The organism is Rhabdothermincola sediminis (genome assembly GCF_014805525.1).
Taxonomy (GTDB): domain Bacteria; phylum Actinomycetota; class Acidimicrobiia; order Acidimicrobiales; family Acidimicrobilacustridaceae; genus Rhabdothermincola; species Rhabdothermincola sediminis.
Map to the genome: position 1 here is coordinate 233761 of NZ_JACFSZ010000003.1, position 12621 is coordinate 246381.

The following is a 12621-nucleotide window of genomic DNA, read 5'->3' on the forward strand; positions in this document are numbered from 1 at the left end:
ACCCGATCGTGGCCGCTCAGGCGTCGATCTCGCTGCGGTGGCGTTCGAGCTCTTCGTAGAGCCGGTCCACGTCGTCCACGCAGGGCAGTGAGATCCGCTCACCCGAGTTGAGCTCGATCTCGAGGTTCCAGAAGCCCGGAATCACGTCGACCTGGTAGATCCGGTACCACGGGATGTCTCGGCGGAGCGGCCAGTTGCGCTGGATGCGCAGGCCCTCGTCGCGAACCACGATGACCGGCCCGAGCACGATGCGCAGCCCCACGATCGAAAGCACCAGCCCCACTGCACTCATCAGTCGCCACCAGCCCCCGAGCGGCGACGCCAGCACCCCCGGCACGAAGAACAGGGTGGCGATCAGCGAGAGCAGCAGCGTCGTGAGCGCCCGGCGCAAGGAGGACATGCGTAGCCGGTAGCGGCTCGGGGTCGACGTCACCCGACCATTGTCGCAGCGACCGCCGGGGAAACCACCCGCGGCGCCACGAACCGTCGAGCCCGTGGTACTCGAACGCTGCGGAGGCGCCTGGTCTCCACGGGCCCGGTCAGGCAGGGCGGGTTCCGGTCAGGACTTGGGCAAGTCGCGCCAGGGCACGTCCTTGTCGTCGCGTGGCTCCGGGGGGAGGCCGAGCGCTCGCTCGCCGATCATGTTCCGGTGCACCTCGTTGGTGCCACCTCCGATGCGGGCCGAGAACTGCGCCATGTGCTGCTTCTGCCAGAACCCGTCCTGGGGGGCATCGGCGCTGGCCAACATCCCGTGGGCGCCCTCCAGCGCGATCGCCAGGTCGACCCGCTTCGAGAGCGACTGGGTGAAGAAGTTCTTGAGGACCGACGGGTCCGGCGGCGAGCCCCGGCGATGCATGATCGCGGTCTGCATACGCATCTGGTGGAACTTGAGGATGCGCTCACGGGTGTACACGTCGGCGAGGCCCTGCCGCACGATCGGGTCGCCGGTCCGCCCGCACGCCCGGGCCAGCTCAAGGACCGCCTGGAAGGTGGTGGTCTGGCCGGCACCGCCGATCATCCCCGCCTCGCTCGCCAGGGTGGTGCGAGCCACCGCCCAGCCCCCGTTCACCTCGCCCACGACGTTGCCGGCAGGAATACGGACGTCGGTCAGGAACACCTCGTTGAAGTGCGACAGGCCAGTGGCCTGCACCAGCGGGCGGATCTCGATGCCCGGCGAGTGCATGTCGACGATGAAGAAGGTGATGCCCTTGTGCTTCGGAGCGTCGGGGTCCGTGCGAGCGAGCAGGATGCCGAAATCGGCGTGCTGGGCCTCGGAGGTCCACACCTTCTGGCCGGTGACCACCCATTCGTCGCCGTCCCGCACCGCCCTGGTCGCCAACGCCGCCAGATCGGAACCCGCGCCGGGCTCGCTGAAGAGCTGGCACCACAGCTCGTCGCCCTTCAACATCGACGGGATGTAGCGGGCCTTCTGCTCCTCGGTACCGAACCGCAGCAGCGGCGGGCCGACGAGCTGCTGAGCCGCGCCGATGAAGCCCGTGGTGACGTCGAACTGCGAGGCCTCCTGGTTGAAGATGATGCTCTCCGCCGGCGTGCCGCCCCGCCCGCCGTACTCCTTCGGCCAGGTGATGCCGGCCCAGCCGTTATCGAAGAGGGTGCGCTGCCAGGCCCGGCAGCGCTCCAGGTAGGCGGCGGCTCGCTCCGGGTCCTCCGAGACGCCTCCCCGGGACCAGTCGGCGTCGGTGCCGGTCTTGCGCCGGGCATGGGCCTCGAGGAACGCCCGCACCTCCCGGCGGAACGCGGCTTCCTCCGGCGTGTCGTCGAAGTCCACGCGGGGACTCTAGAACGTGTTCTCGTCGCGGTGCGAAGGAGGCACGAGGGCCGCATAGGGTGCAGGGATGTCCTGCCGCCGAGCCACGATCGCGGTGATCGCACTGGCCGCGCTGCTCGCGGGCTGCTCGGGATCGGAAGCCCCGAGTGCCGGCCCCACCGCCAGCGCCGGAGCGACGACGATCGCCGGCGCGGACGGGGGCGACCCTCGGGCCTTCCCGGTGTTCACCGACCCCGAGCAGCCGATCGTGGTGGCCGTGGGAGCCCGGTTCGGCATCCTCCTGCCCGCCGAGCACTCGGCGGGCTTCCGCTGGCAGCTGGTGGGGCAACCCGATCCGGACGTGCTGGCGCCGCTGGGCAATGAGCTGCTGACCGGCACGACGGCACTGCCCGGTGACGGAGACGCCGAGGTGATCTCCTTCGCCGCCCGCCGCGAGGGGGCCGCCACCGTCGAGCTGCGCTACGTGGGCAGCGACGGCAACCCCGATCCCGCCGGCCGGACCGCCCGGTTCTCCGTGACCGTCACCGCCACCGGCGAAGCACCGCCCGCGCCGGAGACGGCGACCACCACGACGCCCTCGACGACCTCGACCCGACGGCGATAGGCCAGCTCAGGCGGTGGCCTTGGCCTGCACCGCGGCCGCGGTGACCGCGCCCTGCGACATCGTCTGTCCGCTGGGCTTGATGGACACGTCGTGATCCCCCGCTTCGGCCTTGAGCGCCCCGACCGTGCAGTGCTCACGGGGCCGGACCGAGAACGGGTCGTAGGAGAACAGCCGCATCGCGTTGAGGTGGGTGATCTTGTCGATCTCTTCGTCGCTCAGCCCGGCCAGCTCAGCCTCGAGCGCCTCCGCGGCGTCGGGCCATGCGGTGTCGGAATGGGGGTAGTCGCACTCCCAGGTGATCATGTCGAGACCGACCTGGTCGCGCAGCTTCACCCCGACCGGGTCGTCGATGAAGCAGGTGATGACGTGCTCTCGGAACAGCTCGCTGGGCAGCTTGCCCTTCAGGTCCTGACCGGTCCACGCCCGATGACGGTCGTACGTGCGATCGATGCGCTCGAGGAAGTAAGGGATCCACCCGATGCCGCCCTCGCTCAACGCCACCTTGAGCTGCGGAAATCGCAAGAAGATGCCCGACCACACCAGATCGGTGGCGCACTGCACCAGGTTGAGGGGCTGGAGGGTGATCATGACCTCCACCGGAGCGTCGTCGGAGGTCACGACGAGCTGCGACGACGAGCCGATGTGCATGCAAGGCACGGTGCCCGTGTCGCTGCACGCCTGCCAGAAGGGATCCCAGTAGTCGGTGTGGAGGCTCGGGTAGCCGAGCACCGCCGGATTCTCGGGGAAGGTCATGGCGAAGCAGCCCTTCTCAGCCACCCGGTAGACCTCCTTGGCCGTCTCCTCCGCACTCCACAGAGCCGGCAGGGCCAGCGGCATGAACCGGCCCGGGTAGGCGCCGCACCAGTCCTCGATGTGCCAGTCGTTGTAGGCCTGGAGGGTGGCGAGGGCGAAGTCCTTGTCGTCCACGCTGGCGAACAGGCGCCCGGCGAACCCCGGGAACGACGGGAAACACATGGACCCGAGGATGCCCGCGGCGTTCATGTCCTTGATCCGCTCGTGCACGTCGTAGCAGCCGGGGCGGATCTGCTCGAAGGACGTGGGGTCGATGCCGTACTCCTCGCGGGGTCGCCCGGCGACCGCGTTGATGGCCAGGTTGGCGATGTCCTGGCCCTCGAAGGTCCACACGTCGACCCCGCTGCGCTTCCGGCGCACCCGAGGCGCCCGGTCCGCGTACTTGGCCGGCATGCGCCCGTCGAAGAGGCCGGGCGGCTCGACCACGTGGTCGTCGACGCTCACCAGGATCATGTCGTCAGCCCGCATCGGTCCTCCCCTCGGGCGTGTGCCCCGGACGGCGATCGTCTACTCTGAAGCACGGTTCACATTATCTGAACCGCCGTTCAGAGACCAGCGGGTCGAGCCGGACGGCGGACGACCAGGGAGGGGCCCGTCATGGCCGGGGCGTCGACGACCACACCAGTGGAGTTCAATCCGTACGCGCACGAGGTTCACGACGACCCCTTCCCCTTCTACGAGCGACTGCGGGAGGAGGCACCGGTCTACGAGAACCGTAAGCTCGGCTTCTACGCCCTCTCCCGCTACGACGACGTGCTGGCCGCCCTGCACGACCACGAGACGTTCTGCAATCGGTACGGGATCACCCTCGAGCCCAAGAGCCCCCTTCCGATGATGCTCACGATGGACCCGCCCGAGCACACGGCGATGCGCCGGCTGGTGAGCCGGGTCTTCACCCCCCGGCGGGTCGCCGACCTGGAGCCGAGCATCCGGGCGCTGTCCGCCAAGTACCTCGACCCTCTCGTGCCCGAGGGCCGCTGCGACCTCATCGGCGACTACTCGGCGAAGCTGCCCATGGACGTGATCTCGACCATGCTCGGAGTCCCACCCGACGACCAAGACATGCTCCGGGGCTGGACCGACGACATGATCCACCGGGATGAAGGCCAGCCCGAGATGACCGACCGGGGAATCGAGGCCGGGGCACGGCTCTACGAGTACCTGAGCGCGATGGTGACCGCGAAGCGGGCCCGTCCCGGTGATGACCTCACCAGCGCCCTGCTCGAGGCGTCGCTCGACGGGGAACGGCTCGGCGACCGGGACGTGGTGGGCTTCCTGCTCCTGTTGATCATCGCCGGCAACGAGACCACCACGAAGCTCATCGGTAATGCCGTGTACTGGCTGTGGCGCAACCCGGCCGAGCGGCAGAAGCTGCTGGATGACCCGTCGCGGATCCCCGATGCGGTCGAGGAGACCCTGCGCTACGAAGGGTCGACCCAACTCATGGCCCGCACCCTCACCCGGGACCACACCCTTCACGACGTGACCATGCGGGAAGGGAGCAAGGTGCTGCTGCTGCTCGGGTCGGCCAACCGGGACCCCCGGGTGTGGGACCGTCCGGACGTGTTCGACATCGACCGCGAGGGCCTCAATCGCCATCTCGGCTTCGGTCACGGCATCCACGTGTGCCTCGGCGCGGCGCTCGCTCGGCTGGAGATGCGCATCGCCCTCGAACACCTCCACGAGCGGATGCTGGACTACGAGGTCGATGAGGGGGGCATGGAGCGGATCCACTCCGGCAACGTGCGCGGCTATGCCCGCATGCCGCTCACCTTCCGCCCCGCCTGACCCCTTCCCCGCCTGAGCCATCGTGCCGCCCGCACCGCTTGAGCCGCCCGCACCCCTCGAACTGTTCAGCCCGGCGCGGCCCACGGCCGCGATCTCATGAACAGTTCGCAGGAGAACCGGAACTGTTCAGCCCGGCGCGGCCCACGGCCGCGATCTCATGAACAGTTCGCAGGAGAACCGGAACTGTTCAGCCCGGCGCGGCCCACGGCCGCGATCTCATGAACAGTTCGCAGGAGAACAGGAGGAGGGAGGTCAGCGCTTCTCGAAGGTGACGCCAACCGCCTCGGCGTCCCAGGTGGTGGGCGTCACCCCTTCCTCGCGCAGCTGGTACTTCAGTACCCGGCCCACGGGGTTGCGGGGCAGCTCGTGGCGGAACTCGATGTAGCGGGGCACGGCGAAGTACGGCACCCGCTCGACGGCCCAGCGGCACAGCGCCTCCTCGGTGAGCGTCGAGCCCGGTTGCAGCACCGCGGTGACCTTGACGTCGTCCTCACCGAGGGGGCTCGGTACCGAGTGCACCGCCACGTCGACCACATCCTCGTGGCCGAGGAAGATCTTCTCCATCTCGAAGCTCGAGATGTTCTCCCCCCGGCGGCGCAGGTAGTCCTTCTTGCGGTCCACGAAATAGAGGAACCCGTCCTCGTCGAGCCGCCCGAAGTCGCCGGTGTGGAACCACCAGTTGCGGCTGGCGGCGACGGTGGCTTCCGGGCGGCCCCAGTAGCCCTCGAACATGACGTGGGGCCGGCGCGGCCGGCAGACGATCTCGCCGATCTCACCGGTCGGGACCGGGTTGTCGTCGTCGTCGACGAGCAGCACCTCGAACTCCACGTCGTTGGGCCTGCCCGCCGCGCCCGGCGGGTTCACCTCGCCGGCGGGCAGTGAGGAGATCAACGACGCCTCGGTCACCCCGTAGCCCGCGCTGAAGGTCTCCACCCCCCAGCGGGTCGCGAATCGGGCCGAGATGTCCGGTGGCATCGGAGCCGCGGCGACCAACCGCAAGGTGGTGCCCTGGGCGGCGGGATGCTCCCGCTCGTCGTTCGCGATCAGCACCGCGAGCGTGCCGAGTAGTGAGGCGATGGTGCCGCCGGTGCGGGCAATGTCGTCCCAGAACCCCGAGACGGAGAACTTCCGGGCGATCGCCGATCGTCCACCGAGCAGCAGGGTTCCCACCACCGCGGTGGCCAGTGCGTTGAGGTGGAACATCGGCAGCGGCGTCCACACCACGTCCTCCGGGCGCCGGCCCCAGGTGCGAGCGATCTGGGCCGCCAGGTTCACCACGTAGTTGTGGCTCAGCATGCAGCCCTTCGAAGGACCGGTGGTGCCGGCGGTGTAGATGAACGTGGCCAGATCGGCCGGGCGCACCTCCACCCGGGGCGTACCACCCGCCCGATCGAGCAGCGTCGAGAGGTCGTGCTGGGGCACGCCGGTGATCTCGGCGGCGGGCTCGCCCTCCACGATCACCGCCCGCAGCTCGGGCAGGCCGCCGGCGACCTCCGCCGCCCGCTGGGCCAGATCGCCCTGCACGATGAGTGCCCGCGCTCCCGAGTCGGCGAGCTGGTGGGTGAGGAACTCGCCCTTGTAGGCGGTGTTGATCGGCACCGACACCGCCCCGAGGCGGGCCGCCGCGAACACGGTCACCACGCTGGCCGGCCCGTTCTCCAACAGCGAGGCCACCCGATCGCCACGCTCCACCCCCAGCTCGCCCAGGCTGGCGGCGAGCCGGCCGGCGGCGTCGGCCAACTCGGCAGCCGTGAACGCCTGGCCGGCGAGGTCGAGGAACGGCCCGTGCGGATCCTGCTCGAGCCGTGCATCGAGCACCTCGACCAGCGTGTGCTGCTCACCGGTGGTCCACGCCGCCCCTGCCATGGGCTGGCACTCTAGCTACGGGCCACCCCGGCCTTCCTGCTCCCGGCGCAAGCGTTCGGCGTCAGGCTCCAGCTCGAAACCCGGCGCCACCCCGTCGTCGAACTCGAGTGGCCGCATGGCCAGGTCGATGGCCGACCACAGCGTTCGCGAGAACGGGAAGAACAGGAACGGGGCCACCAGCGCAGTCAGCACCGTCGCGGCGGTGATCGGCACCATGGGCGGATCGGGATACGTCAAGCCGACCCCGATCAGCAGGACCAGCACCACCGCGGTCTGCACGACGCAGATGTTGATGAACCACGAGCCGAGCCAATGGCCGGGCACCCGCCGGAACCGCAGCCCGCAGCGCGGGCAGGCGGGCACCATCCGCACCCAGTGCACGAAGAGATGCCCCTCGTTGCACACCGGGCAGTGGCGGACGAGTCCCCGCCGCAACATGGTGGAGACCGGCAATGCCATGCGGGCCATTGTGGGCCGCCTACATCGCGATGGCACCTCGACGGCCCGGCCCAGGTCACGGTGCGGCCTGCTCGACCACCACGGGCGCGGTGGAGCCCTGGGTGGTGCCGTCACCGAGCAGAGGGGCACCCCAGCAGCCCACCCACCCACCTACCAGCGCGCACGTGCGGGAGCTGCCCACAGCGACGCCGGTGGCTCCCACGATCCCGGGCACGGCCACCGCCACCAGTGAAGTCGCGGTCGTGCCGTCACCGAGCTGTCCCTGGTCGTTGCGGCCCCAGCACCGCAACTCGCCGCCACCAACCAGGGCGCAGGTGTGGGACGGGCCGCTGTCGATTGCGGTGGCGCCGGATACCCCCACCACGGTGGTCGGCAACGTCGACGCCTCTCGGGTGCCGTCGCCGAGCTGGCCCACGTTGTTCGCCCCCCAGCATCGGACCTCGCCGGTGGCGAGCAGCGCGCAGCTCGAATCCGCGCCCAGGCTGACGTCGACCGCATCGCTGATGCCCTCGACCCGCACCGGGGCGGCGGCGTCCTCGAAGGTGCCGTCGCCGAGCTGGCCGGTGTAGTTGCCGCCCCAGCACCAGACCTCGCCGGACGCCACCGCGCACGAGTGGGCCGCCCCGGCTGCCACCGCGGTGGCACCACCGAGGCCTACCACCGCCACCGGGCCTGAAGGCTGGTCGGGGGTGCCGTCGCCGAGCTGGCCCATGTGGTTCGCTCCCCAGCACCACACCTCTCCGCCTGCCACCAGGGCGCAGGTGTGCCAGTGACCGGCGGCGACCCGCACCGCACCGCTCAGCCCGGGAACCGGCACCGGGGCGACCGACGCCTCGCCGTAGTCCTCGTCGCCGAGCTGGCCGAACTGATTCGAACCCCAGCAGGCCACCTGGCCGTCGCCTCGGACTGCACAGGCGTGGTGGAGGCCGACGGCGAGGGAGCCCGAGTCGCCGGCGCCCGCCACCGGCACCGCGCCGGGCGCATCGACGGTGGTGCCGTCACCAAGTTGGCCGAACCCGTTCGCGCCCCAGCAGCGCAGCCCCCCGGTGGCGAGCAACGCGCACGTGCTGCCACCGGCGGCGATCGCCGACACGCCCTCCAGGGGCGCACCCGGCTGGCGGTGGTACGCCACGACGTCCGCTATCAGGTGCGCGCTGCCCTGGTTGTTGTAGAGCGCCACCTTGCCGCCGGCCCCGACCGCCACCACCACCAGGTTCGCCACCGTCTGGCCCCCTACGACGTTCAGGTTCGAAGCCAGCGGCCGTGCCTGGCCCGCCGGCCATACGGTCACGAAGCTGCTCGCCGAGGGCTGGGTCACGGTCACGTTCAACACCACCGCCGTCGCCCACTCTGGCACTGGCGCGGAGCCGCCCCGCACCACCAGCTCGCGAACCTGGCCCGCACCCCACGGGGTCGAGAACCCACCCGTGCCGTCCCGGGAGTCCAGCACCCGGGTCGGGGTCACGCCCGTGAGCACGCCTCCGGTGCTCGGCGCGTAGTAACCCACGACGTCCGCGATCACGTGCACCGTGCCGTGGTTGTTGTAGATCGCCACCTGCCCGGAGGCGCCGACGGCGACGGTGACCAGGTTGGGAGCCGTACGCCCGGCGGTGACGTTGAGGTTCGACGCCAGCGGGCGCAGCCCCCCCGAGGGCCACACGGTGAGGTAGCTGCTGGCGCTGGGTTGGGTGGCGGTGACGTTGAGCACCACCGCGGTGGCGTCCGCGGGCACCGAGGTGGCGCCACCCCGGACGGTGAGCGTGCGGGTCTGGCCCGGCCCCCACGGGGTCGAGAAGCCGCCCGTGCCGTCACGGGAGTCCAGCAGCCGCTTCGGCGTCACCCCCGTGAGACGCCCGCCGCTGCCAGGCGCGAAGTAGCCGACCACGTCCGCGATCACGTGCACCGTGCCCTGGTTGTTGTAGATCGCTACCTTGCCGCCGGCCCCGACCGCTACCACCACCAGGTTCGCCACCGTCTGGCCCCCCGCCACGTTGAGGTTCGACGCCAGCGGCCGCGGCCGGCCCGCCGGCCACACGGTCACGAAGCTGCTCGCCGAGGGTTCGGTCACGGTCACGTTCAACACCACCGCCGTCGCCGGGTTCGGCACCGGCGTCGACCCGCCCCGCACCACCACCTCCCGACCCTGACCCGCACCCCACGGAGTCGAGAACCCGCCCGTGCCGTCACGGGAATCCAGCACCCGGGTCGGGGTGGTCCCGAAGAAGGTCCCGGGAGGCGCGGCGAGGGAGGCGAGCGGGGAGCGCAGGTCGACCGCGCCGGCAGTGCCAACGAGGCCCGGGGCGGCCTCGGCGCTCACCAGCCTCATCGCCGGTGGGCACCCCAGCGCGCCCAGGCACGCCAGGGCCGCGCACGCGACCATCGACACACGGACGTGCCGATCGCGCCGCGCCCGTGTCACGTCGAAGCGAGCAGGTCCGCCATGGTGTCGGCACAGGCGTCGATGCCGCCGAACGCGGGCTCCAGCGCGTAGGCCCGTTTGAAGTAGAGGTGCGCGTCGACCTCCCAGGTGTACCCCATCCCGCCGTGCACCTGGATGCAGCTCTTGCCGTTCCCGATCGCCGCCTCTGCGGCGGTCAGCTTCGCCGCGGCCACCGCGCGCTCGACGGAGCCGACCGCGGGGTCGTCGAGGGTCACCCCGGCGGCGTAGACCGCCCCGCGGGCCACCTCGACCCGGGTGAACATATCGGCGAGGAGGTGCTTGACCGCCTGAAACGCACCGATCGGCTTGTCGAACTGGACCCGCTCGCGGGCATAGGTCACCGCCAGGTCGGTCGCTGCTTCGGCGACGCCCAGGAGGAGACCAGCGACCAGTGCCGCACCCTGCTCACGTAGCTGCGCAGCCGTGTCAGGCCCTGCCAGCCGGTCGCCCTGGGGCAAGGGCTCGGTGAGCTCCCGCACGGGGGTGAGCGGATCGAGGGGGTGCGCGATCTCCCGGCTGGCGAGTGCGCCGGCGTCGACCTGCCAGACCCCCTCCGCGTCGACGATCAGCACGACATCGAGCGACCCGAGGTGCTCGACCAGACGGGAGGGGTCGTCGCGCTCGATGCCCCCCACCACGGTCTCGCCCGACGCCGCCCCCGGCACCAGACCGGCGGCGAGATGGGTCCACACCAGCGGTCCGGGCACCAGCGCCCGACCTAGCTCCTCGAACACCAGGACCGCATCGGCCCAACCGAGCCCCACCCCCCCGTCGGCTTCGGGGAGCCGCAGGGAGAACACCCCCATGTCCGCCAGCTCACGCCACAGGTCCCGGTCGAGCGCGCCGCCGTCGGCGAGGACACGGATCACCTGCATCGGCACCCGGCCCTCGCAGAAGTTGCGCACCCCCTCCTGGAGGGCCATCTGGTCGTCGGAGAGCTCGAAGTCCATCGGCGATCACCCCTTGGGGAGGCCGAGGATGCGCTCGGCGATGATGTTGCGTTGGATCTGGCTGGTACCGGCGGCGATGGTGAACGAGGTGGAGCGGAGTCGTTCCTCCACGAACACGCCACTGGGTAGACCGCCCAGGTCGTCACGGCTCAGCGAGGCCCGATCGAGCACCCGCATGGCCAGATCGGTCAGGCGCTGGAACAGCTCCGAGTAGTACACCTTCACCACCGAGCTGGCGGGGCCGGGGATGCCGTGGCGCTCCGCTTGGGCCAGGTTGCGCTTGGTCATGGCCCACAGGGCGTCCATCTCGGCTTGCAGGTGGCCGATCTCGCGGCGGATGGCCACGTCGTCCCACGCCGTGGCCGAGCGGCGGGTGACCTTGCGGGCCAGCGCGGCCAGCTCGGAGATCATCCGGTTGGTCTCCACCAGGTCCGAGATGAACCCGGTACCTCGCTCGAAGCTGAACGTCACCATCGCCACCCGCCAACCGTCGTTCTCCTCCCCCACCCGGTTGGCCACCGGCACCCGGGCGCCGTCGAAGAACACCTCGCTGAACTCGCTGGAACCGACGATGGTGCGGATCTCGCGGATCTCGATGCCGGGCGTGTCCATGGGGCAGATCAACCAGGTGATGCCCCGGTGCTTGGAGCCCGGGTCGGTGCGCACCAGCAGCTCGCAGTAGTCGGCCACCTGGGCGAAGGAGGTCCAGATCTTCTGGCCGGTGATGACGTACTCGTCGCCGTCACGCACCGCCCGGCACGACAGGGAGGCGAGATCCGACCCCGCGCCGGGCTCGGAGAAACCCTGGCACCAGACCTCCTCGCCCCGCAGGATGCGTGGCAGGTGCTCGCGCTTCTGCTCGTCGGTGCCCTCCGCCATGATCGTCGGGCCGCAGTGCAGCAGGCCGACGAAGTTCACCCCGATGTAGGGCGCGCCGGCGAGGGTGGTCTCCTCGAGGTAGATGAGCTGCTCGGTGAGCGTGGCCCCCCGCCCGCCGTACTCCTTGGGCCAGTTGATGCCCGCGTAACCGGCATCGTGGAGCATCCGCTGCCAGCCCGTGTCGTAGGCCCGGCGGGCGGGCCAGTCGTCGGGAGCCGGCTTGGGGGGCAGAGTGGGGAGCGCCTCGGCCAACCACTCCCGCAGCTCCTTGCGGAACTGCTGCTCGGCTTCCGTGTAGCGGAGATCCACCGGGTGCTCGGCTCCTCGTGCTCGCTCGGATCTGACGTCACGTTAGATCGTGGTGGAGCGAGGGAGGAACCGAGCGCGGCGGATCAGTCGTCGTTGGCGATCGTGCCGGTCCCCACGCTGCGGGCGATCACCAATCCTGAGCTGGGATCGCTGAGCACCACGGTGATCGTCTCGTCCGGCTCGATCACCGCGTCTGGGTACAAGAGCATCGACACGGCCTTCTTCCAGGTGCCCGGCCGGAACGTGATGCGCTTCGGCTTGGTGAGCAGGCGCAGGTCCGACCCGTCGGCCGTCCCGGCGTACACGCTGGCCACGGTGGTCTCGGCCACCGCCGTGGACGACAGCGTCACCGGCAGGATCAGCTTGCCGGCGCTAGTACCGCCGGTTCCCTCGTAGACGCGCACGTCACCGAGAGCCCAAGGCGTCGGTGGCGGACGCCACCGACGCACCGAGCTGTGCCACATCCGTGACCGGGCTGGGCGCGGGCGCCCGGCACAGGCTCACGCCGACCGGCCGATCTGACGGCAGGCCCTTCGCATCGCCCGAGGCCAGGTTGATCGTGAGCGTGCCCGGGCGATCGAAGACGTGGGTGAACTGGGCGCTGCGCAGCTTGCTCAGCGGATGACGGCCTGCACCTCCACCACCCGCACCGGCACGCTCGACGAACGCTCCAACACCCCCAGATCCCCCGCCTCACCCGTGCTCGCCACCCAACCCACCGCAT

The 12621-nt window shown here is 70.5% G+C and carries 11 protein-coding genes; 2 read left to right on the forward strand and 9 right to left on the reverse strand.

The window, feature by feature from the left end; all coding sequences use genetic code 11:
• Window positions 1-16: 16 nt before the first annotated feature.
• Window positions 17-433, reverse strand: a complete 417-nt coding sequence (locus HZF19_RS03970; RefSeq protein ID WP_208027442.1) for a PH domain-containing protein — start codon at window positions 431-433, stop codon at window positions 17-19.
• A 126-nt stretch (window positions 434-559) separates the two neighbouring features.
• Window positions 560-1789: an acyl-CoA dehydrogenase family protein gene (locus HZF19_RS03975; RefSeq protein WP_208027443.1), complete on the reverse strand. Its 1230-nt coding sequence runs from the start codon at window positions 1787-1789 to the stop codon at window positions 560-562.
• 67 nt (window positions 1790-1856) lie between these two features.
• Here HZF19_RS03975 and HZF19_RS03980 point away from each other — a divergent pair, with 67 nt between their 5' ends.
• Window positions 1857-2393: a protease inhibitor I42 family protein gene (locus HZF19_RS03980; protein WP_208027444.1), complete on the forward strand. Its 537-nt coding sequence runs from the start codon at window positions 1857-1859 to the stop codon at window positions 2391-2393.
• Between the two features lie 6 nt (window positions 2394-2399).
• Here HZF19_RS03980 and HZF19_RS03985 read toward each other — a convergent pair whose 3' ends face one another.
• Entirely contained in the window at window positions 2400-3674 is a 1275-nt protein-coding gene (locus HZF19_RS03985; RefSeq protein WP_208027445.1) for an amidohydrolase family protein, read from the reverse strand.
• Window positions 3675-3803: 129 nt separating this feature from the next.
• On the opposite strand from HZF19_RS03985, the gene HZF19_RS03990 reads away from it, so the two are divergent.
• Window positions 3804-4994 carry a cytochrome P450 gene (locus HZF19_RS03990; protein ID WP_208027446.1) on the forward strand — a complete coding sequence of 397 codons (1191 nt, stop codon included), beginning with the start codon at window positions 3804-3806 and terminating at the stop codon, window positions 4992-4994.
• Between the two features lie 252 nt (window positions 4995-5246).
• On the opposite strand, the gene HZF19_RS03995 is transcribed toward HZF19_RS03990, so the two are convergent.
• The 6 genes from HZF19_RS03995 to HZF19_RS04020 all read right to left on the reverse strand — a co-directional run bounded on the left by HZF19_RS03995 (window position 5247) and on the right by HZF19_RS04020 (window position 12301).
• A complete protein-coding gene (locus tag HZF19_RS03995) occupies window positions 5247-6860 on the reverse strand; it encodes an AMP-binding protein (protein WP_208027447.1) in 1614 nt (537 codons plus the stop codon).
• Window positions 6861-6875: 15 nt separating this feature from the next.
• Window positions 6876-7319: a DUF983 domain-containing protein gene (locus tag HZF19_RS04000; protein WP_208027448.1), complete on the reverse strand. Its 444-nt coding sequence runs from the start codon at window positions 7317-7319 to the stop codon at window positions 6876-6878.
• 55 nt (window positions 7320-7374) lie between these two features.
• The gene (locus tag HZF19_RS04005; protein ID WP_208027449.1) at window positions 7375-9645 is read right to left on the reverse strand and encodes an RCC1 domain-containing protein; all 2271 of its coding nucleotides are present in this window, start codon (window positions 9643-9645) and stop codon (window positions 7375-7377) included.
• A gap of 89 nt (window positions 9646-9734) precedes the next feature.
• A complete protein-coding gene (locus HZF19_RS04010) occupies window positions 9735-10709 on the reverse strand; it encodes an acyl-CoA dehydrogenase family protein (RefSeq protein ID WP_208027450.1) in 975 nt (324 codons plus the stop codon).
• 6 nt (window positions 10710-10715) lie between these two features.
• Window positions 10716-11897, reverse strand: a complete 1182-nt coding sequence (locus tag HZF19_RS04015; protein ID WP_208027451.1) for an acyl-CoA dehydrogenase — start codon at window positions 11895-11897, stop codon at window positions 10716-10718.
• 83 nt (window positions 11898-11980) lie between these two features.
• Window positions 11981-12301: a hypothetical protein gene (locus HZF19_RS04020; RefSeq protein WP_208027452.1), complete on the reverse strand. Its 321-nt coding sequence runs from the start codon at window positions 12299-12301 to the stop codon at window positions 11981-11983.
• Window positions 12302-12621 lie beyond the last annotated feature (320 nt).